Annotated in this window: 15 protein-coding genes and 1 pseudogene; 4 read left to right on the top strand and 12 right to left on the bottom strand. The window is 60.7% G+C overall.

Annotated elements, in window-relative coordinates; all coding sequences use genetic code 11:
• The coding region (locus tag CKW24_RS14400) for a TetR family transcriptional regulator C-terminal domain-containing protein (protein WP_095168852.1) at positions 1-481 on the top strand (481 nt) is incomplete at its 5' end.
• Between the two features lie 48 nt (positions 482-529).
• Here the strand turns inward: CKW24_RS14400 and CKW24_RS14395 are convergent.
• A complete protein-coding gene (locus CKW24_RS14395) occupies positions 530-1,582 on the bottom strand; it encodes an RHS repeat-associated core domain-containing protein (protein ID WP_095168851.1) in 1,053 nt (350 codons plus the stop codon).
• A gap of 139 nt (positions 1,583-1,721) precedes the next feature.
• On the opposite strand from CKW24_RS14395, the pseudogene CKW24_RS14390 reads away from it, so the two are divergent.
• Positions 1,722-2,210, top strand: a pseudogene (locus CKW24_RS14390) (TetR family transcriptional regulator C-terminal domain-containing protein); the annotation flags it as partial.
• 48 nt (positions 2,211-2,258) lie between these two features.
• On the opposite strand, the gene CKW24_RS14385 reads toward CKW24_RS14390, so the two are convergent.
• From CKW24_RS14385 to hydA, 4 genes are all read right to left on the bottom strand, one after another.
• Positions 2,259-3,191, bottom strand: a complete 933-nt coding sequence (locus tag CKW24_RS14385; protein ID WP_256585468.1) for an RHS repeat-associated core domain-containing protein — start codon at positions 3,189-3,191, stop codon at positions 2,259-2,261.
• A 230-nt stretch (positions 3,192-3,421) separates the two neighbouring features.
• Entirely contained in the window at positions 3,422-4,696 is a 1,275-nt protein-coding gene (gene preA / locus CKW24_RS14380; protein WP_095168849.1) for an NAD-dependent dihydropyrimidine dehydrogenase subunit PreA, read from the bottom strand.
• Positions 4,696-6,063 carry an NAD(P)-dependent oxidoreductase gene (locus tag CKW24_RS14375; protein ID WP_095168848.1) on the bottom strand — a complete coding sequence of 456 codons (1,368 nt, stop codon included), beginning with the start codon at positions 6,061-6,063 and terminating at the stop codon, positions 4,696-4,698. Before CKW24_RS14375 ends, preA begins: the two co-directional genes overlap by 1 nt.
• A gap of 77 nt (positions 6,064-6,140) precedes the next feature.
• Positions 6,141-7,580 (bottom strand): dihydropyrimidinase, encoded by a 1,440-nt coding sequence (hydA, locus tag CKW24_RS14370; protein ID WP_095168847.1) that lies wholly within the window; start codon positions 7,578-7,580, stop codon positions 6,141-6,143.
• A gap of 633 nt (positions 7,581-8,213) precedes the next feature.
• Here hydA and CKW24_RS14365 point away from each other — a divergent pair.
• Positions 8,214-9,698 carry an NCS1 family nucleobase:cation symporter-1 gene (locus CKW24_RS14365; RefSeq protein WP_095168846.1) on the top strand — a complete coding sequence of 495 codons (1,485 nt, stop codon included), beginning with the start codon at positions 8,214-8,216 and terminating at the stop codon, positions 9,696-9,698.
• A 90-nt stretch (positions 9,699-9,788) separates the two neighbouring features.
• Positions 9,789-11,060, top strand: a complete 1,272-nt coding sequence (locus tag CKW24_RS14360) for a Zn-dependent hydrolase (RefSeq protein WP_095168845.1) — start codon at positions 9,789-9,791, stop codon at positions 11,058-11,060.
• 71 nt (positions 11,061-11,131) lie between these two features.
• Here CKW24_RS14360 and fabI read toward each other — a convergent pair whose 3' ends face one another.
• From fabI to CKW24_RS14325, 7 genes are all read right to left on the bottom strand, one after another.
• Entirely contained in the window at positions 11,132-11,926 is a 795-nt protein-coding gene (fabI, locus tag CKW24_RS14355) for an enoyl-ACP reductase FabI (protein ID WP_007910591.1), read from the bottom strand.
• A gap of 19 nt (positions 11,927-11,945) precedes the next feature.
• Complete coding sequence (locus CKW24_RS14350) at positions 11,946-13,556, bottom strand: ABC transporter ATP-binding protein (RefSeq protein WP_095168844.1); 1,611 nt, start codon at positions 13,554-13,556, stop codon at positions 11,946-11,948.
• Position 13,557: 1 nt separating this feature from the next.
• The gene (locus CKW24_RS14345; RefSeq protein WP_095168843.1) at positions 13,558-14,577 is read right to left on the bottom strand and encodes an ABC transporter permease; all 1,020 of its coding nucleotides are present in this window, start codon (positions 14,575-14,577) and stop codon (positions 13,558-13,560) included.
• 1 nt (position 14,578) lies between these two features.
• Positions 14,579-15,652 (bottom strand): microcin C ABC transporter permease YejB, encoded by a 1,074-nt coding sequence (locus tag CKW24_RS14340; protein ID WP_095168842.1) that lies wholly within the window; start codon positions 15,650-15,652, stop codon positions 14,579-14,581.
• Between the two features lies 1 nt (position 15,653).
• The gene (locus CKW24_RS14335) at positions 15,654-17,495 is read right to left on the bottom strand and encodes an extracellular solute-binding protein (protein WP_095168841.1); all 1,842 of its coding nucleotides are present in this window, start codon (positions 17,493-17,495) and stop codon (positions 15,654-15,656) included.
• Positions 17,492-19,324, bottom strand: a complete 1,833-nt coding sequence (locus CKW24_RS14330; protein WP_095168840.1) for an extracellular solute-binding protein — start codon at positions 19,322-19,324, stop codon at positions 17,492-17,494. The genes CKW24_RS14335 and CKW24_RS14330 overlap by 4 nt, the downstream gene beginning before the upstream one ends.
• A 252-nt stretch (positions 19,325-19,576) precedes the next feature.
• Entirely contained in the window at positions 19,577-21,004 is a 1,428-nt protein-coding gene (locus CKW24_RS14325; RefSeq protein ID WP_095168839.1) for a transglycosylase SLT domain-containing protein, read from the bottom strand.
• Positions 21,005-21,053 lie beyond the last annotated feature (49 nt).

Here is a 21,053-nt window from a genome sequence, read left to right as displayed (position 1 = left end):
CCTGCATTACTACTTCAGCACCAAGACCGAACTCTACAGCGCGGTGCTCTTCGACTTGCTGGAAGTGTGGAAGCAGGACGCGCTGTGCTTCGAGATGTTCGACGATCCGCGGGTGGTCCTGAGCAGCTACATTCGCGCCAAGATGAACCATTCGCGCAGCCGACCCTATGGCTCGAAAGTCTGGGCCAATGAAATCATCCACGGCGCACCGACCTTGGGCCAGGCACTGGACGCCAGCCTGTACGACTGGGCCAAGATGAAAGAAGCCAAAATCCGCCAGTGGGTCGACGACCAACGCATCCTCCCGGTCGAGCCTTCCAGCCTGCTGTACATGATCTGGGCCTCGACCCAGCACTACGCTGACTTCGATCACCAGGTGAACATTCTCAACGAGCACCAGCCGCTGTCGGACATGCAGTTCGAGCGGGCGGTGCAGACGGTGACGAGTGTGATCTTGCGGGGGATTGGGTTGGAGCCTTGAGCTGTGCGCTGAGGTTGTGATGCGTAGTAACCGTAGCGCACGGATAAGTTATTGCCTGATTTGTTGGGCGCTAGCCTGTTGTTCAAAAGTATCGACGCTGTGCTGTTTTATTTGCATCTCGATAGTTCGAAGGGCGTCTTTAGATTGACTGAGTGAAGGGTTTGGCCCACTTAGACTGGTAAGTTTTGATATCTTGCTGTTCAGCTCTGTCCATCTTTTGTATTGGCGTGGAGTGGCCATTGTTTCAAAGTTCGGCGTATTTTCTTCTATGTAGTTGTCATATTTTTGTGCGCTTCTGATATGCGCCCTGCGCCAAATACCATTTTTGGTGTATTGCACGTTTTCTTTGTGTTTATTGACTTTTGTGACAGGAAGTTTTTGTGTGAACTTCACACTCTGTGGCCGGGAACTGCTGTTCGTGCTCGGTGTATTCAGCGTTTTATTTAGTGCCGGATTACTCGTTGCAAGGTCAGGCCGAGCTATGGAGCCTGCGGTTTTTTGTACCGCGTACTGTGGGTTTTTGACGATTACCGACCCGCGGTAACTCATGCCCGACAACATACGAAGACGTACATTACCGGTGGAATCGTGAAAGTTGATTGGATCATTTCCGCAATAAGCATACGAATTAATCCCCCCTTCACCAAAAGGACTCAAGTCGTCTGGGCTATTAAATCGCATCAATACAGGGTTATAAGCACGCTTACCCTGTCCCAGTAAATAGTGCCCGGTTATTGAGTCCGGACACTCCCCGTTGAAGCCGAGCAAATGGCTTAAAGCGCTTTCGGCCGGATGGTGTCCGTAGGCCGTGTAGGCCAGTTGCTGCGGGTTGTTGTCGGTCAAGGTTTGCAGCAGGGAATGTGCACGGTCGGTTGCCAGTAGCGTTGTTTCGCTGACACCGGCCATGCTTTGTCGCTGTGCCAACGGCTGGGCTGCATGGCGAATGATCGATCGTTGCCCCTGGCCGTCCAGCTCGGTCACCAGATAGTTCTCCTGATAGAAGCGCTGTGTGCTCGCGCGTTCCAGGAGTCCCACGCCCATGAGACGGTCCAGTGGGTCGTATTGATACCGGGACAGTATCTTCAATGATGAACGGGCCATGGGCAGGGGGCTCTGTGGTTGGTTGAGCTTGTCTGAGCCTGTGATACTTCTTCAGTGTTGTCTAGCTAGCAGATCTGCTAGTTCGTGGGGACGCTCAATTACGCTCGAGGTTTGTGGGATGCCAGGAATTCGGCGGTGTCGCTCCAATCTGCATTACTACTTCAGCACCAAGACCGAACTCTACAGCGCGGTGCTCTTCGACTTGCTGGAAGTGTGGAAGCAGGACGCGCTGTGCTTCGAGATGTTCGACGATCCGCGGGTGGTCCTGAGCAGCTACATTCGCGCCAAGATGAACCATTCGCGCAGCCGACCCTATGGCTCGAAAGTCTGGGCCAATGAAATCATCCACGGCGCACCGACCCTGGGCCAGGCGCTGGACGCCAGCCTGTACGACTGGGCCAAGATGAAGGAAGCCAAAATCCGCCAGTGGGTCGACGACCAACGCATCCTCCCGGTTGAGCCTTCCAGCCTGCTGTACATGATCTGGGCCTCGACCCAGCACTACGCCGACTTCGACCACCAAGTGAACATTCTCAACGAGCACCATCCGCTGTCGGACATGCAGTTCGAGCGGGCAGTGCAGACGGTGACGAGTGTGATCTTGCGGGGGATTGGGTTGGAGCCTTGAGCTGTGCGCTGAGGTTGTGATGCGTAGTAACCGTAGCGCACGGATAAGTTATTGCCTGATTTGTTGGGCGCTAGCCTGTTGTTCAAAAGTATCGACGCTGTGCTGTTTTATTTGCTTCTCGGTAAGTCGAAGTTCGGCGTTAGATTTCCAGAGTGTGCGGGTTGGCCCGCTTTGACTAGTAAGTTCTGATATTTTACGGGTCAGTTTTTCCCATCTTTTTTGTTGGTGTTTAGTGGCCCGCGTTTGAAAGCCCGGCGTGTTTGCTTGTTTGTAGTTGTCATATTTTTGTGCGCTACGGGTAAGCTTCCTGCGCCAAATGCCACCTTTGGAGTATTGCGCTTTTTCTTTATGTGTATTGGTTTTTGTGACAGGAAGTTCGTGTGTAAACTCCTCACTCTGTAGCCGAGAGATGCTGTTCCTGATCGGTATATCCAGTATTTTATCTAGTATTGGATTATTCGTTGCAAGGCTAGGCCGAGCTATGGAACCTGCGGTTTTTTGTACCCTGTAATTTGGGTTTTTGACGATTACCGTCCCGCGCTGACTAATGTTCGGCAATACATGCAGAGGCATATTACCGGTGGAATCGTGAAAGTTGATTGGGTCATTTCCGCAATAAGCATACGAATTAATCCCCCCTTCACCAAAAGGACTCAAGTCGTCCGGGCTGTTAAATCGCATCAATACAGGGTTATAAGCACGTTTACCCTGTCCCAACAAATAGTGCCCGGTTATTGAGTCCGGACACTCACCGTTGAACGCTAGTAAATGGCTTAAAGCGCTTTCGGCCGGATGGTGTCCGTAGGCCGTGTAGGCCAGTTGCTGCGGGTTGTTGTCGGTCAAGGTTTGCAGCAGGGAATGTGCTCGATCGGTTACCAATAGCGTTGTTTCGCTGACACCGGCCATGCTTTGTTGCTGTGCCAACGGCTGGGCTGCATGGCGAACGATCGATCGTTGCCCCTGGCCGTCCAACTCGGTCACCAGATAGTTCTCCTGATAGAAGCGTCGCGTGCTCGCGCGTTCCAGGAGTCCCACGCCCATGAGACGGTCCAGTGGGTCGTATTGATACCGGGCCAGTATCGTCAATGATGAAGGGGCCATGGGCAGGGGGCTCTGTGGTTGGTTGAGCTTGTCTGAGCCTGTGATACTTCTTCAGTGTTGTCTAGCTAGCAGATCTGCTAGGTCGCGGGGGCGATAACCCCCCGCTGATCTCACCCGGCAACGTGATACGGGTTCCTCGGATCGTGGTTCCAGTCGAGGAAGGGTTTGCCGTTATCGACCGCCACCATCTCGATGCAGTCCTGCACCGGGCAGGTGATCTGGCACAGGTTGCAGCCCACGCATTCGTCGTCGATCACCTGGTACTTGTGGCTGCCGTCGGCCTGCTTGAGGCTGGCCACGGCTTGGTGCGAGGTATCTTCGCAGGCGATGTGGCAGCGTCCGCAACCGATGCAGGCTTGCTGGTCGATCCGGGCGATCACCTGGTAGTTGATGTCCAGGTACTTCCAGTCGGTGGTATTGCCCACCGCGCGCCCGGCGAAGTCCTGCACGCTGGCGTAGCCTTGGCTGTCCATCCAGCGCGACAGGCCGTCCTTCATGTCCTCGACGATCCGAAAACCATGCAGCATCGCTGCGGTGCACACTTGCACTGCGCCGCTGCCCAGGGCGAGGAATTCGGCGGCGTCGCGCCAACTGCCGATGCCACCGATACCGCAGATCGGTAGGCCCTGGGTCTGCGGGTCGCGGGCGATTTCGGCGACCATGTTCAGGGCAATCGGCTTGACTGCCGAACCGCAGTAACCGCCGTGGGTACTCTGGGTGCCAACCATGGGCAGGGCGACCATGCGGTCGAGGTCGACGCTGGTGATTGAGTTGATGGTATTGATCAGCGACACCGCATCGGCCCCACCACGATGGGCCGCACGAGCGGCGACGCGGATGTCGGTGATGTTCGGCGTGAGCTTGACGATCACCGGCAACGAGCAATAGGTCTTGCACCAGCGGGTGACTTGCTCGACGTACTCCGGCACCTGGCCCACTGCCGCGCCCATGCCGCGCTCCGGCATGCCGTGGGGGCAGCCGAAGTTCAGCTCGATGCCGTCGGCGCCGGTGGCTTCCACCAGCGGCAGGATGTGTTTCCACGACTCTTCGACGCAGGGCACCATCAGCGAGACGATCAGGGCGCGATCCGGCCAGTCTTTCTTGACCTGGGTGATTTCCCGCAGGTTGATCTCCAGCGAGCGGTCGGTGATCAGCTCGATGTTGTTGATGCCCATGACTTCACGGTTGGCGCCAAAGTGCGCGGAATAGCGGGACGAGACGTTGACCGCCGCCGGGTCCTCGCCCAGGGTTTTCCAGACCACGCCGCCCCAGCCGGCCTCGAAGGCCCGGACCACGTTGTAGGCCTTGTCGGTGGGCGGTGCGGAGGCCAACCAGAACGGGTTGGGGGCCTTGATGCCGGCGAAGACAATCGAGAGATCGGCCATTACGCAGCCTCCACGTTGAGCATGAGTTGGGCATGTATGGCGTGCGCGGCGAGCTTGCCGTGCTGCACCGCTTGCACGGTCAGGTCCTGGTCGAGGCTGGTGCAGTCACCGCCGGCATAGACCCCGGGAATGCTGGTGCGCATCTGCTCGTCCACCTGGATTCGCCCGCCCTGGCGCTGCAGTTGGCCGGCCAGCGGATCGCTCAGGGCGTGCTCGTCGAAGCTTTGGCCGATGGCCTTGAAGATCGCATCGGCGGCCAGTTCGAAGGTCTCGCCGGTGTTGACCAACCGACCCTCATCCAGGCGGGTGCGGGCGAAGCGCATGCCGCGCACCTGGCCTTTAGCGTCGAGCAAGACTTCCTCGGGTTGGGCCCAGGTCATCAGCCGCACCTGATTGGCCTTGGCGATGTCTTGCTCGTGGTCGGTCGCGCCCATTTCCTCCAGGCCCCGGCGGTACACCAGGTTGACGTCACGGGCCCCCAGGCGAGCCATTTGCACGGCCATGTCGATGGCTGTGTTGCCTGCGCCGAGGACGATGCAATGCTCGGCCAGGGGCAGTTGGCTGAGGTCATCGCTCTGGCGCAGTTCGCGGATGTAGTCGGTGGCGGCCAGCAGGCCCGGCGCGTCTTCGTGGGGCAGGCCCAGTTGTTTGCTGGCGGCCAGGCCGAGCCCGAGGAACACTGCGTCGAACTGTTGGTGCAGGTCGCTGAGGCTCAGGTTGTCGCCGAGCTTGTGCCCGTGGCGGATTTCGATGCCGCCGATTTGCAGGAGGAAATCCAGTTCGTGCTGGGCGAAGTCATCCACCAACTTGTACTTGGCGATCCCGTATTCATTGAGTCCACCGGCTTTTTCCCGGGCTTCGAAGATCACCACTTCATGGCCGTGCATGGCACTGCGGTGTGCGCAGGACAACCCGGCGGGGCCAGCGCCGACCACGGCAATGCGCTTGCCGGTGGCGGCGGCGCGCTGGAACGGATGCTCGCGAAAGTGCGCGTTGTCGATGGCATAGCGTTGCAGTAGGCCGATCAATACCGGCGCGCATTCCTCGGCGTTGTTGCGCACGCAGGCGTGCTGGCAGAGGATTTCCGTCGGACAGACCCGGGCACAGCTGCCGCCGAGAATGTTCGCCGAGAGGATTTTCTGCGCGGCGCCCTGGACGTTGTCCTGGTGGATGTTACGGATGAAGGAGGGAATGTCGATCTCGCTGGGGCAGGCGTTGACGCAGGGCGCGTCGTAGCAATACAGGCAACGCGAGGCTTCGACTTCGGCCTGGCGCGCAGTGAGGGGCGGGGCCAGGTCGCTGAAGTGGCCGGCGAGGGTAGCGCCATCCTCAAGGGGATGGGGCAAGTGGTTCAGGGAATTGATCACGGTCTAGGCCTCACGGTTATTTGAGGGTTTGCCTCTGGCGGGCATTGGTTTTTGTATGGCCTGTGTGGGCCCGGATCTCAGCGTTTCACCGCCACCGGCTTGCGCAGTTCGGCGCGCTTGCTCAACAGGTCGAACACCGCCGGGTAGGCCGGGCGTTCGATGTAGCGCCCGGCACCCCGTTCGGCCCGCAGGTCGCCATCGGCCCAGACCAGCCGGCCCTGGCTGATGGTATGGCTGGGAATGCCGCGCACGGTCTTGCCTTCGAAGATGTTGAAGTCGACTTGCTGGTGATGGGTCTTGGCCGAGATGGTGCGAGTGCCCTGTGGATCCCACAGCACCAGGTCGGCATCGGCGCCTACGCGGATCGCGCCCTTGCGCGGGTAGAGGTTGAAGATCTTCGCGGTGTTGGTGGAGGTCAGCGCGACGAATTCCTGCATCGACAGGCGCCCGCTGTTGACCCCTTCATCCCAGAGCACCGCCATGCGGTCTTCGATGCCGGCCGTGCCATTGGGAATCTTGCTGAAGTCGTCGCGACCGGCGGCTTTCTGATCGGCGCAGAAACAGCAGTGATCGGTGGCGGTGGTGTGCAGGTTGCCCGATTGCAGGCCGTGCCAGAGTGCCTCCTGGTGGCCGCGGGGACGGAAGGGCGGGCTCATCACGTAACCGGCGGCGGTGTGCCAGTCCGGGTGCTGGTAGACGCTGTCATCCAGCAGCAGGTGCCCGGCCAGCACTTCACCGTAGACCGGTTGCCCCTTGCTGCGGGCGTAGGTGATTTCGTCCAGGGCTTCCTTGGTCGAGACGTGCACCAGGTACAGCGGCGTGCCGAGGGTTTCGGCGATGCGGATCGCCCGGCTTGCCGCCTCGCCCTCGACCTGTGACGGCCGCGACAGAGGGTGTGCTTCCGGCCCGGTCATGCCCTGGGCCATCAACTTGCGTTGCAGGTGATAGACCAGTTCGCCGTTTTCCGCATGTACGGTGGGCACGGCGCCGAGTTCCAGGCAGCGTTCGAAGCTGGCGACGAGGGTGTCGTCGGCCGCCATGATGGCGTTCTTGTAGGCCATGAAGTGCTTGAAGCTGTTGACCCCGTGCTGGCTGACCAATTCGGCCATTTCCTCGCGGACCTGCTCGCTCCACCAGGTGATGGCGACATGAAAGCCGTAGTCGGCGGCGGACTTCTCGGCCCAGCCGCGCCACTGCTGAAAAGCTTCGAGCAGGGACTGCTGGGGGTTGGGGATCACGAAGTCGATGATCGAGGTGGTGCCGCCGGCAAGGCCCGCGGCCGTGCCGCTGTAGAAGTCCTCGCTGGCGACTGTGCCCATGAAGGGCAGTTGCATGTGGGTATGGGGGTCGATGCCGCCGGGCATCAGGTACTGGCCGCTGCCATCGAGCACTTCGCAGCCTGCGGGAACTTCCAGGGTATTACCGATGGCTTTGATCAAGCCGTCGGCGCAGAGGACATCGGCGCGGTAACTTTCATCATGGGTAATTACAGTGGCGCCACGGATCAACAGAGACATTCCGAGTTCCTCGCAGGCAAGACCGGCTTGTGCCAGTTCTAAGTGTTTTATATGTAGCAGGCTAAGGAAGTTGTATTCCTGTCAGCGCTGTCAGGATTAAACGCTAGCTGGAGTTAGGCGAATGAGCAAGAATATTTTTTATATGCTTATAACTATCTTAAGTCATTGAATATAAATAGATAAAACTTATATTCCGCATATTGGTGCGACCGTTCACCATTTTGACGCACTTGACAGGAACCCAATATGGTCGAGATTTGTCATGTGAAATCAGCTATTTGAGGTCAGCCTGTGGCGAAGGAAAAATTCATCTATAAATATAACGCACCAGAATGAGTCCTGACGGGTTGGACAACTTGCCTGGCATTCAGCCTGAGTGTGCAGGTCAGTTGTCGCAGGCAGGCTGGTTTTGAAACAAAAACGAAAAGATATCAGTTGTTTACATGGATTTTACTGATCCGCACCGAAGCCTGGCAGCGTCCGCGGCACGCTTCGCGGCACGCTTATTGATTGCCGCCGCTGACACCTTGGTCGGAAGGTAAAAGTTGTCAGTTCTCCGGCCATCGTTTGGCTCGCGGTTACTCCGTTGGCCAGCCCGATGAGCAAAATAATCAAAAGAACAGTGGAGCGGCCATGCAACAGAACAGATCCCAGGTCACCGAGCGCGACGGGTTGTACGAACTGGACGCCGGCAGTGACGTCCTCGACAGCCCCAGGTACAACCACGACATTGCCCCGACCAAGGTACATGAGCGCACCTGGAACAAATGGCACATCACCGCGCTGTGGGTCGGCATGTCGATCTGCGTACCGACCTATACCCTGGGCGGGGTGCTGACAGCGTACTTCGGCCTGAGCGTCGGCGAAGCACTGCTGGCGATCCTGCTGGCCAACGTCATCGTCCTGATTCCGCTGACCCTCAATGCCTTTGCCGGGACCAAGTACGGTATTCCGTTCCCGGTATTGCTGCGGTCCTCCTTCGGGGTGATCGGCTCCAACGTCCCCTGCCTGATCCGCGCCCTGGTCGCTTGTGGCTGGTTCGGTATCCAGACCATGTTCGGCGGGCTGGCAATCCATCTGTTTCTGGGCTCGATCTTCGAGGGCTGGAAATCCCTCGGCGGCACCGGCGAGGTTATTGGCTTCATGGTGTTCTGGGCCCTGAACCTGTGGGTGGTGCTGCGTGGGGCCGAGTCGATCAAATGGTTGGAGACCCTATCGGCGCCGCTGTTGGTGCTGGTGGGGCTGGGGCTGCTGGTGTGGGCCATGCCGAACGTTTCCCTGACCGAGTTGATGGCGCAGCCGCCCAAACGGCCGGAAGGCGCCAGCGTCTGGAGTTACTTTTTCGCCGGTTTGACCGCCATGGTCGGCTTCTGGGCCACCCTATCGTTGAACATTCCGGATTTCAGCCGCTACGCAAAAAGCCAGAAGGACCAGATCGTCGGGCAGATCATCGGCCTGCCGCTGACCATGTTCCTGTTCGCCGCCCTGGGCGTGGTGCTGACCGCCGCCTCGGAAAAACTGGTGGGGGTGACAGTGTCCGATCCGGTGACCCTCATCGGCCACATCCAGAGCCCGCTCTGGGTCGCGCTGGCCATGGCCTTGATCATCATTGCCACCTTGTCCACCAACACCGCGGCGAACATTGTGTCGCCGACCAATGACTTCCAGAACCTGGCGCCCAAGCTGATCAACCGGACCATGGCGGTGATGCTCACAGGGCTGGTGGGCCTGGCCCTGATGGGCCATGAACTGCTGAAAAAACTGGGCTGGATTGTCTCCGAGATCAGCCTGGAATCGGTGTATTCCAACTGGCTGCTGGGTTATTCGAGCTTGCTTGGACCGATCGCCGGGATCATGGTGGTGGACTATTTCCTGATCAAGAAACAGCAACTGGACCTGGCGGGGCTGTACCGCGATGACGTGTACCCGGCGTGGAACTGGTTCGGTTTCATCGCGTTCGGCGTACCGGTGGTGCTGACCCTGTTGTCCCTGGGCAGCGATGCGTTCAGCTGGTTCTACAGCTACGGCTGGTTCACTGGTTCGGCCCTGGGAGGCCTGATTTACTACGGGTTGTGCGCGATGCGGCCCAACCCTTCCATTGCGAAATCGGCGGTATGACTGCTGGCCTCATCGCGGGCAAGCCCGCTCCCACAGAGCGGAGCATGTGCCTGACACCTGACAAAACAATAACAGCCTGAGGAGATCCCCATGAACGCGGCCGTAGACGTTCTGCAATCGAACCATCAGCACATCAATCGCGACCGCCTGTGGCAGTCGCTCATGGAGCTGGCCAGGCTCGGCGCCACGGTCAAGGGCGGTGTCTGTCGCCTGGCCCTGACCGACCTTGACCGTCAGGCCCGGGACATCTTTGTGCGCTGGTGCGAGGACGCTGGGTGCAGCGTGAGCATCGATGCCGTCGGCAACATTTTTGCCCGTCGCCCCGGGCGCAACCCGGACCTGCCACCGGTGATGACCGGCAGCCACATCGACACCCAACCCACCGGCGGCAAGTTCGACGGCTGTTTTGGCGTGCTGGCCGGGGTCGAAGTGCTGCGCACGCTCAACGACCTGGGGGTGGAGACCGAGGCGCCACTGGAGGTGGTGGTCTGGACCAACGAGGAAGGCTCGCGATTTGCCCCGTGCATGATGGGTTCCGGGGTGTTTGCCGAAAAGTTCACCCTGGAAGAAACCCTGGCCAAGGTCGATGCCGAGGGGGTGACGGTCGGTGAAGCACTCAACGCGATCGGTTATGCCGGACCGCGCCAGGTCAGCGGGCATGCGGTGGGGGCTTACTTTGAAGCGCACATCGAGCAAGGGCCGATCCTGGAGGACGAGCGCAAGACCATCGGTGTGGTGATGGGGGCGCTGGGGCAGAAATGGTTCGACCTCAAGCTGCGCGGTGTCGAGGCCCACGCCGGGCCAACGCCGATGCACCTGCGCAAGGACGCCCTGGTGGGGGCCGCCGTGATAGTCGGAGCGGTCAATCGCGCGGCCCTCGGTCATCAGCCCCACGCCTGTGGCACCGTCGGTTGCCTGCAAGCCTATCCGGGATCGCGCAACGTGATCCCCGGCGAGGTGCGCATGACCCTGGACTTCCGGCACCTGCAGCCGGCGCGCCTGGACTCGATGATTGCCGAGGTGCGCGAGGTGATCGACAGCACCTGCCAGGAGCACGGCCTGACGTATGAGCTGACGCCGACCGCCGATTTCCCTCCGTTGTACTTCGACCAAGGCTGTGTCGAGGCCGTACGCGGCGCGGCCCAGGGCTTGGGCCTGTCCCATATGGATATTGTCAGTGGCGCGGGGCATGACGCGATCTTCCTCGCCGAACTGGGCCCGGCCGGGATGATTTTCGTGCCGTGCGAGGGCGGCATCAGTCACAACGAAATCGAAAACGCCACGCCAGAGGATCTGGCGGCGGGTTGTGCGGTGTTGCTGCGGGCGATGCTGGCGGCATCGGCGGCGATCGCCAAGAGGTAGGCCCAAGGCACAAAAAAACCGCCAGGATCGGTATTAGCCGATCGTGGCGGTTTTTTCGTGCCGCGCGAAGATTACTCTTCGATGTTGCCCATGGCGGTGGTGTTGAAGCCGCCGTCCACGTACATGATTTCGCCGCTGATGCCGGATGCCAGGTCCGAGCACAGGAACGCGCCGGCGTTGCCGACTTCGTCGATGGTGACGTTACGACGCAGCGGGGTTTGCGCTTCGTTGGCGGCCAGCATCTTGCGGAAGTTCTTGATGCCCGAAGCTGCCAGGGTGCGGATCGGGCCAGCCGATACGCAGTTTACGCGGGTACCGTCCGGGCCCAGGGAGCCGGCCAGGTAACGCACGCCTGCTTCCAGGGAAGCCTTGGCCATGCCCATCACGTTGTAGTTCGGCATGGTGCGTTCGGCACCCAGGTACGACAGGGTCAGCAGGCTGCCGTTGCGGCCTTTCATCATTTCGCGACCAGCCTTGGCCAGGGCTACGAAGCTGTAGGCGCTGATGTCGTGGGCAATGCGGAAACCGTCACGGGTGGTGGCTTCGGTGAAGTCGCCGTCCAGTTGGTCGCCCGGGGCGAAGCCGACGGAGTGCACGATGCAGTCCAGGCCGTCCCACTTTTTGCTCAGCGCTTCGAAGACCTTGGCGATTTCTTCATCGCTGGCCACGTCGCACGGGAAGCACAGTTCAGGGCTCGAGCCCCAGCCTTGTGCGAACTCTTCGACGCGACCCTTGAGTTTGTCGTTCTGATAAGTGAAGGCAAGCTCAGCGCCCTCGCGATGCATGGCGGCAGCGATGCCGGATGCGATGGACAGCTTGCTGGCGACACCGACGATCAGTACGCGCTTACCGGCGAGAAAACCCATGTGTTGCTCCTCTTTCAGGTTATTGCGCAGTGGCTGGTGCCAGGAAAGCGGCTTCCAGCAACTGCTGTGTATACGGATGTTGGGGGGCGGCAAAGATACCTTGCGCGTCTCCCTGTTCGACCACTTGGCCATGCTTGACCACCATCAGTTGGTGGCTCAGCGCTTTCACCACAGCCAGGTCATGGCTGATAAACAGATACGTCAGGTTGTACTTGCTTTGCAGTCTGCGCAGCAGTTCAACCACTTGGCGTTGCACGGTGCGGTCCAGAGCCGAAGTCGGCTCGTCCAGCAAAATCAACGCCGGTTTTAGCACTAAAGCCCGGGCAATGGCGATTCTTTGCCGTTGCCCGCCGGAAAATTCATGGGGGTAGCGGTGCCGGGTGGCCGGGTCCAGTCCTACCTCCTCAAGGGCTGCAATGATAGCCAGCTCCTGTTCGGCTTGCGTACCGATCTTGTGGATCTGCAAGCCTTCGCCGACGATCTGGCTCACGCACATGCGTGGGCTCAGGCTGCCGAAGGGGTCCTGGAAGACCACCTGCATCTCCCGCCGCAGCGGTCTGACCTGCTGCTGCGTCAAACCGTCCAACTGCTTGCCTGCAAAGCGGATCGCGCCTTTGCTGGCGATCAGGCGCAAAATCGCCAGGCCCAGGGTCGATTTTCCCGAACCACTCTCGCCGACAATACCCAAGGTCTGGCCCTGGGGCAGGCTGAAGTTGATGCCATCCACCGCTTTCACATAATCGACCGTACTGCGCAAGAAGCCTTTCTTGATCGGAAACCAGACTTTCAGGTCCTCGACTTGCAGCAACGGCGGCCCGATTTCATTGGTTGCAGGCCGCCCGCTGGGCTCCGCGGCCAACAGCTCACGGGTGTACGGATGCTGCGGCGCGCGAAACAATTGTTCGCAGGATGCCTGTTCGACGATGCAACCGCGCTGCATGACACATACCCGATGCGCAATTCTTTGCACCAGGTTCAAATCGTGGCTGATCAGCAGCAGCGCCATGCCCAGGCGCGCCTGCAACTCCTTGAGCAATTCGAGGATTTTCAACTGCACGGTAACGTCCAGCGCGGTGGTCGGTTCGTCGGCGATCAGCAATTCCGGCTCGTTGGCCAGGGCCATGGCGATCATCACCCGCTGGCGCTGGCCGCCGGACAATTCGTGGGGCAGCGCCTTGAGGCGCTTGTGCGGCTCGGGGATGCCAACCAGCTCCAGCAGCTCCAGGGTGCGCCGGGTCGCGACCTTGCCGGTCAGGCCCTTGTGGATCCCGAGCACTTCGTTGATCTGCTTCTCGATGCTGTGCAGCGGGTTCAGCGAGGTCATGGGCTCCTGGAAGATCATCGCGATCCGGTTACCGCGGATGTGGCGGATGGTTTTCTCTTTCAGGCTCAGCAGGTCGTGTCCGGCGTACTGGATGGTCCCTGTGGGGTGACGAGCGAGGGGGTAGGGCAGCAGGCGCAGGATCGAGTGCGCCGTGACCGACTTGCCCGAACCACTTTCGCCCACCAGGGCCAGGGTTTCCCCGCGCTTGATGTCGAAGCTGACGCCTTGCACCACGCGCTGCTGGTGTTCGCCAACCACGAACTCGACGCTGAGGTCGCGCACTTCGATCAGATTGTCCTGATTCATTTCACTTCCTCGGGTCGAAGGCATCGCGAGCGGACTCGCCGATAAATACCAGCAGGCTGAGCATCACCGCCAGCACGGCAAAGGCACTGATGCCCAGCCAGGGTGCCTGCAGGTTGGATTTGCCCTGGGCCACCAGCTCACCCAGGGACGGGGCGCCGGGTGGCAGGCCAAAGCCGAGGAAGTCCAGGGCGGTGAGGGTGCCGATGGCGCCCGTGAGAATGAACGGCATGAAGGTCATGGTCGAGACCATGGCGTTGGGCAGGATATGGCGGAACATGATCGCCCCGTTCTGCATGCCCAGCGCCCGGGCGGCGCGCACGTACTCCAGGTTGCGTCCACGCAGGAACTCGGCACGCACCACGTCCACCAGGCTCATCCAGGAAAACAGCAGCATGATCCCCAGCAGCCACCAGAAATTGGGCTGCACGAAGCTGGCGAGGATGATCAGCAGGTACAGCACCGGCAACCCCGACCAGATTTCCAGGAAGCGCTGGCCCAGCAAGTCGACCCAGCCGCCATAAAAACCCTGCAGGGCCCCGGCGATAACGCCGATGATCGAGCTGAGCACGGTCAGGGTCAGGGCGAACAGCACCGACACCCGAAAGCCATAGATCACCCGCGCAAGCACGTCCCGGCCCTGGTCATCGGTGCCCAGCAGGTTATCCGCCGAGGGCGGGGCCGGGGCCGGGACTTTCAGGTCGTAGTTGATGCTCTGGTAGCTGAAGGGGATCGGCGCCCACAGGGTCCAGGCGTCCTTGGCCTTGAGCAGTTCGCGGATGTAGGGGCTCTTGTAGTTGGCTTCCAGCGGGAACTCGCCGCCGAAGGTGGTTTCCGGGTAGCGCTTGAGTGCCGGGAAGTACCATCCGCCGTCGTAATGCACCGCCAGCGGCTTGTCGTTGGCAATCAGTTCGGCGCCCAGGCTCAGGCCAAACAGGATCAGGAACAGCCACAGCGACCACCAGCCACGCTTGTTGGCCTTGAACAGTTCGAAACGCCGGCGGTTGAGAGGGGACAGGTTCATCTCAATGCTCCCGGGTTTCGAAGTCGATGCGCGGATCGACCAGGGTGTAGGTGAGGTCGCCGATCAGTTTCACCACCAGGCCGAGCAAGGTGAAGATGAACAGCGTGCCGAAGACCACCGGGTAGTCGCGGTTGATCGCCGCCTCGAAACTCATCAAGCCGAGGCCGTCGAGGGAGAAGATCACCTCCACCAGCAGGGAGCCGGTGAAGAAGATCCCGATGAAGGCCGAGGGGAATCCGGCGATTACCAGCAGCATGGCGTTGCGGAACACGTGGCCATAGAGCACCCGATGACGGGTCAGGCCCTTGGCCCGGGCCGTGACCACATATTGCTTGTTGATTTCGTCGAGAAAGCTGTTCTTGGTCAGCAGGGTCATGGTTGCGAAGTTGCCGATCACCAGCGCCGTGACGGGCAGCGCCAGGTGCCAGAAGTAGTCGAGGATCTTGCCACTCCAGCTCAATTCGTCGAAGTTGTTCGACGTCAGGCCGCGTAAGGGGAACCAGTCCAGGTAGCTGCCCCCGGCGAACACCACGATCAGCAGGATGGCGAACAGGAACGCCGGGATCGCGTAGCCGACGATGATCGCCGAGCTGGTCCAGACATCGAAGTGACTGCCGTGGCGGGTGGCCTTGGCGATCCCCAGGGGGATCGACACCAGGTACATGATCAGGGTGCTCCACAGCCCGAGGGAGATCGACACCGGCATCTTTTCCTTGATCAGGTCGATGACCTTGGCGTCGCGAAAGAAGCTTTCACCGAAATCCAGGCGGGCGTAGTTCTTGACCATGATCCACAAGCGTTCCGGCGCCGACTTGTCGAAACCGTACATGTGCTCGATTTCCTTGATCAGCGCCGGGTCCAGGCCCTGGGCGCCACGGTAGCTGGAACCGGCCACCGAGACTTCCGCGCCGCCACCGGCAATCCGGCTGGTGGCGCCTTCGAAGCCTTCGAGCTTGGCAATCATCTGCTCCACAGGGCCGCCGGGGGCCGCCTGGATGATCACGAAGTTGATCAACAGGATGCCGAACAGGGTCGGGATGATCAGCAACAGTCGCCGTAATATGTACGCCAGCATCTTATTGCTCCACGCCTGCAGGTTCGGTTTGCTCGTTGGTCAGCACCTCGATCGCGGGCTTGGCATCGGGCTTGATCCACCAGGTGTTGATGCCTATGTCATAGGCCGGCGAAATCTTGGGGTGGCCGATGTGGTTCCAGTACGCCACGCGCCAGGTCTTGATGTGCCAGTTGGGGATCACGTAATAGCCCCATTGCAGCACTCTGTCGAGCGCCCTGGCGTGGGCCACCAGGCTCTGGCGTGAATCGGCGTTGATCAGTTCTTCCACCAGTTGGTCGATGGCCGGGTCCCTCAGGCCGATGGTGTTGCGGCTGCCGGGCTTGTCGGCACTTTCCGATTTCCAGAACTCACGCTGTTCGTTGCCCGGTGAGTTGGACTGCGGGAAGCTACCGACCACCATGTCGAAGTCCCGTGAGCGCACGCGGGTGATGTACTGGGACACATCGACCCGGCGGATCACCAGCTCGATCCCCAGGTCACTGAGGTTGCGCTTGAACGGCAGCAGGACCCGCTCGAATTCGGTCTGGGCCAGCAGGAACTCGATGCTCACCGGTTTACCGGTGGTGTCGACCATCTTGTCGTCGACGATGCGCCAGCCGGCTTCCTGCAGCAGTTGGTAGGCCTGGCGCTGCTGGGCGCGGATCATGCCGCTGCCGTCACACACCGAGTTCTCGAAGGGCTGGCTGAACACCTGGTCGGGGATCTTGCCGCGCAAGGGTTCGAGGATCGCCAGTTGCTCGGCATCCGGCAGGCCGCTGGCGGCCATTTCCGAATTTTCGAAGTAGCTGCGAGTGCGGGCGTAGGCACCGTTGAACAGTTGTTTGTTGGTCCATTCGAAGTCCAGCAGCAGGCTCAGGGCCTGGCGCACTCGCACGTCCTGGAACACCGGGCGGCGCAGGTTGTAGACGAAACCTTGCATGCCGGTGGGGTTGCCGTTGGGGATCTGCTCCTTGATCAGCCGACCTTCGGTGACGGCGGGAATGTTGTAGGCGTTGGCCCAGTTCTTGGCGGTCATTTCCAGCCAGTAATCGAACTGTCCGGCCTTGAGTGCCTCCAGTGCCACCGTGTTGTCGCGGTAGTAGTCGGTGCTCAGGGTGTCGAAATTGTAGAAGCCGCGGTTGATCGGCAGGTCCTTGCCCCAGTAGTCCTTGACCCGTTGATAACGGATCGAACGCCCGGCCTTGACCTCGCTGACCTGGTACGGACCGCTGCCCAACGGCGCCTCGAGGTTGCCCTTGCTGAAGTCGCGGTTTTGCCACCAGTGCTTGGGCAGCACCGGCAGTTGGCCAAGGATCAGTGGCAGCTCGCGGTTATTGTTGTGCTTGAACTTGAACAGGACCCGCAGCGGGTCTTCGGCGATCACTTCTGCCACGTCGCCGTAGTAGCCGCGGAACAGGGGCGCGCCGTCCTTGATCAGGGTCTGGAAGCTGAAGACCACGTCCTCGGCGCGCACCGGATGACCGTCATGGAAGCGGGCTTCGGGGCGCAGGTAGTAACGCACCCAGCTGTTGTCCGGGGCCTTTTCGATCTTGCCGGCCAGCAGTCCGTACTCGGTGAAGGGTTCATCCAGGCTCTGGCGGGCCAGAGTGTCGTAGATCAGGTCGATGTTGTCGGCCGGCACACCCTTGCTGATGAAGGGGTTGAGGCTGTCGAACCCGCCGAAACCGGCCTGGCGGAAGATCCCGCCCTTGGGCGCGTCGGGATTGACGTAGGCAAAGTGCTTGAAGTCAGCCGGATACTTGGGTGGCTCGTTGTACAGGGTCAGGGCATGTTGCGGGGCCGCTTGGGCGACGCAGGCCAGTCCTGCGAAGACCAGGCCCAGCAGGGTACGCAAAGGCATCATTGGGCTTTCTCCGAAGTCTTCAGCCACCAGGCGTTGAGCCCCAGCGTATAGGGCGGCGTGGTGACGAAGGCGAACCGGTTGCGGTACGCCAGGCGATGATAATTGATGTACCAGTTGGGAATGATGTAGTGCTGCCACAGCAGCACCCGGTCCAGGGCCTTGCCGGCGGCCAGTTGCGCGTCACGGGATTGGGCGGCGAGCAGTTGTTCCAGCAGGTGGTCGACCACCGGGTTGGCCACGCCGGCGTAATTCTTGCTGCCCTTGACCTTGGCCTGGCTGGAGTGGAAGTACTGCCACTGCTCCAGGCCCGGGCTCAGGGTCTGGTCGAGGGTCATCAGGATCATGTCGAAATCGAACTGGTCCAGGCGCTGTTTGTACTGGGCCCGGTCGACGGTGCGCAGGCGGGCGTCGATGCCGATGCTGGCGAGGTTTTCCGTGTAGGGCTGGAGAATGCGCTCCAGGTTCGGATTGACCAGTAGGATCTCCAGGCGCAGCGGTTGGCCGGCGGCGTTCTGCAGGCGCTGGCCACTGAGCTTCCAGCCGGCCTCGGCGAGCAGGCCAAGGGCCTGGCGCAGGGTGTCGCGGGGAATCCCGCGGCCATCGGTCTGTGGCAGGCTGAAGGGCATGGTGAACAGCTTGGCGGGCAACTGCTCGCGATAGGGCGAGAGCATCAGCCACTCGTGACCCACCGGCAGGCCGGTGGCGGCAAACTCACTGTTGGGGTAGAAACTCATGGCCCGTTTGTAGGCGCCGCTGAACAGGGTGCGATTGGTCCATTCGAAGTCGAACATCAGGCCCAGGGCTTCGCGCACCTTGGCGTCGGCGAACGAGGCGCGCCGGGTGTTCATGAACAGGCCTTGGGTCTGGGTCGGGATCTGGTGCTCGATCTGCGCCTTGACCACCTCGCCACGGCGTACGGCGGGGAAGTTGTAGCCATTGGCCCAGTTTTTCGCCTGGTGCTCGATGTAGATGTCGAACTCGCCGGCCTTGAAGGCTTCGAACGCCACATCGCTGTCGCGATAGAACTCGACTTCGACGCGATCGTAGTTGTATTTGCCGCGATTGACCGGCAAGTCCTTGCCCCAGTAATCCTTCACTCGCTCGAACAGCAACTGCCGGCCTGGCGACACCCGGGTGATGCGGTACGGCCCGCTGCCCAGCGGCGCCTGGAAGGTGGTGGCCTTGAAATCGCGGCCTTTCCAGTAATGCTGGGGCAATACCGGCAACTCGCCCAGGCGCAGGATCAGCAACGGGTTGCCCGCCCGCTTGAACACGAAGCGGATGCGCAGGGGGTTGAGGATATCCACCCGCTGCACTTCCTGCAGGCTGGTGCGGTAACGCGGATGGCCTTCCTTGAGCAGCAGTCGGTAGGAAAAGGCCACGTCGCGGGCGGTAATCGGCTGGCCATCGTGAAAGCGTGCTTCGGGCCGCAGGTTGAACACCACCCAGCTGCGGTCCTCGCTGTACTCGACGGACTGGGCGATCAAGCCGTAGCTGGAGGCCGGTTCGTCCCCTGATGGCGCGTACTGGCCGGTGCCGACCATCAACGGTTCGTTCAACTCGTTGATTCCGTACTGCAGGAAGTTAGCCGTGGCGACCGGGCTGGTGCCCTTGAAGGTGTAGGGATTGAGGGTGTCGAACGTGCCAAAGGCCATGAGCCGCAACGTACCGCCCTTGGGCGCTTGCGGGTTTACCCAGTCGAAGTGGGTGAAACGTGTCGGGTACTTGAGTGTGCCGAACTGCGCATAACCATGGCTTTCGCTGATCGTCGCGCATGCGGGGAAGCTCAAGGCCAGACTGATCAGGAACAGGGGCAGGGGACGCTTCAAGTCAGAGATCCGATCCAGGCGGCTTGGGCTACATGGTTCGTACAGTAACAGCTTGTATGGGCAGGAAAAAGGTAGGGTTCAAGGTTCTCCCACGCAACACGGGCCATCGTTGACGACGATCGCTGGCAAGCCAGCTCCCACAAGGTTTGCGGTAGAAACTGTGGGAGCTGGCTTGCCAGCGATGCACTAAAGAACAACGCGGTGATTCAGGATGTACGCGTCATCGTTGGCGACCATCGCAGGCAAGGGGGCTCAGCGTGGCGAGGAGACCGTCAGCATCTGCCCAGGCTTGAGTGCCTGGCCAACGCGCGGGTTCCAGCGCTTGAGGTGTTGCATCTCGACGTTGAAGCGCTTGGCTACCATGTACAGCGAGTCGCCTTGCTTGACCTTGTACTGGGTCTGCTTCTTGGTGTTGGCGGCCAGCACCGTAGTGGTGCGGCCGGTGCTGCGCTTGCGGGTGTCCTGCATGACCAGGGTCTGGCCGGCCTTGAGGTTCTTGCCGGTCAAGTTGTTCCAGCGCTGCAGGTCCTTGACGTCGACCCGGTTGGCCTTGGCGATGGAGGTCAGGTTGTCGCCGCGCTTGACCCGATAGTTACGCTTGGCCGTAGCCAGCGCCGGGCTGTCTGCGCCTTCGAACACCGGCTTGAGCGAACGCTTGCTGATCAGCTCTTCGGGTTTCATGGTCGACAGGCTGGTCGTCAGCAGTTGCGCCTTGGACGTTGGCACCAGCAGGTGCTGAGGGCCGTCGATGGTGGTGCGTTGCTTGAAGGCCGGGTTGAGCTGGAACAGTTCGTCTTCGTCGATGTTGGCCACCGCGGCAACCTTGGACAGGTCCATGCGCTGGTTGATCTCGACGACTTCGAAGTAGGGTTCGTTGGCGATCGGATTGAGGTTCACGCCGTAGGCTTCGGGCGCCAGGACCACTTGCGAGAGGGCCAGCAGTTTGGGCACGTAGGCCTGGGTTTCTGCCGGCAACGGCAGGTTCCAGTAGTCGGTGGGCAGGCCGAGCTTTTCGTTGCGCTCGATGGCCCGGCTGACCGTGCCTTCGCCGGCGTTGTAGGCCGCCAGGGCCAACAGCCAGTCGCCGTTGAACATGTCGTGCAGCTTGGTCAGGTAGTCCATCGCGGCCGTGGTGGAGGCCGTGATGTCGCGACGACCATCGTAGAAGCGGGTCTGGCGCAGGTTGAAGTAACGCCCGGTGGACGGAATGAACTGCCACAGGCCAACGGCATGGGAACGCGAGTAGGCCATCGGGTTGTAGGAGCTTTCAATGACTGGCAGCAGGGCCAGTTCCAACGGCATGTTGCGTTCTTCGAGGCGTTCGACGATGTAGTGGATGTACAGACTGCCGCGCTCGCCGGCGCTTTCCAGGTAGGACGGGTTGCTGGCGAACCACAAGCGCTGTTGCTCGATGCGCGGGTTGACGCCCAGGCCATCTTGCAGCTGGAAGCCCTGGCGCATGCGCTCCCAGACATCCTGGGGAATTTCCGGGGCGGGCTTCTCGCTGAGCCAGATCGGTTTTTGCTTGGTGCGTACGGATAAGGTGTGGGCCGCGTCGGTTTGCGGCAACTGACTGGTGCTGCTACAGCCCGCCAGGGTGGCGGACACAGCCACCGCGATGGCTTGAGCCAAGCGGGTCAATGCGTCTGAATGGATGGATTTACGAATAGATGACGACATTGGCTGGAAGTAAGTTCCGGGCAAAAATGTCGGGCGATTCTAGAAAGCG

The sequence above is a fragment of the Pseudomonas sp. Irchel 3H3 genome (assembly GCF_900187635.1).
GTDB lineage: Bacteria > Pseudomonadota > Gammaproteobacteria > Pseudomonadales > Pseudomonadaceae > Aquipseudomonas.
Note: the sequence above shows the minus strand (reverse complement) of the source record. Positions and strands in the feature narration are given on the sequence as shown.

Coding starts and splice junctions, on each gene's coding strand:
- CKW24_RS14325 (WP_095168839.1), bottom strand. CDS start 21,004: ATGTCGTCATCTATTCGTAAATCCATCCATTCAGACGCATTGACCCGC.
- CKW24_RS14395 (WP_095168851.1), bottom strand. CDS start 1,582: ATGGCCCGTTCATCATTGAAGATACTGTCCCGGTATCAATACGACCCA.
- CKW24_RS14365 (WP_095168846.1), top strand. CDS start 8,214: ATGCAACAGAACAGATCCCAGGTCACCGAGCGCGACGGGTTGTACGAA.
- CKW24_RS14345 (WP_095168843.1), bottom strand. CDS start 14,577: ATGAACCTGTCCCCTCTCAACCGCCGGCGTTTCGAACTGTTCAAGGCC.
- hydA (WP_095168847.1), bottom strand. CDS start 7,580: ATGTCTCTGTTGATCCGTGGCGCCACTGTAATTACCCATGATGAAAGT.
- fabI (WP_007910591.1), bottom strand. CDS start 11,926: ATGGGTTTTCTCGCCGGTAAGCGCGTACTGATCGTCGGTGTCGCCAGC.
- CKW24_RS14360 (WP_095168845.1), top strand. CDS start 9,789: ATGAACGCGGCCGTAGACGTTCTGCAATCGAACCATCAGCACATCAAT.
- CKW24_RS14335 (WP_095168841.1), bottom strand. CDS start 17,495: ATGATGCCTTTGCGTACCCTGCTGGGCCTGGTCTTCGCAGGACTGGCC.
- CKW24_RS14340 (WP_095168842.1), bottom strand. CDS start 15,652: ATGCTGGCGTACATATTACGGCGACTGTTGCTGATCATCCCGACCCTG.
- preA (WP_095168849.1), bottom strand. CDS start 4,696: ATGGCCGATCTCTCGATTGTCTTCGCCGGCATCAAGGCCCCCAACCCG.
- CKW24_RS14350 (WP_095168844.1), bottom strand. CDS start 13,556: ATGAATCAGGACAATCTGATCGAAGTGCGCGACCTCAGCGTCGAGTTC.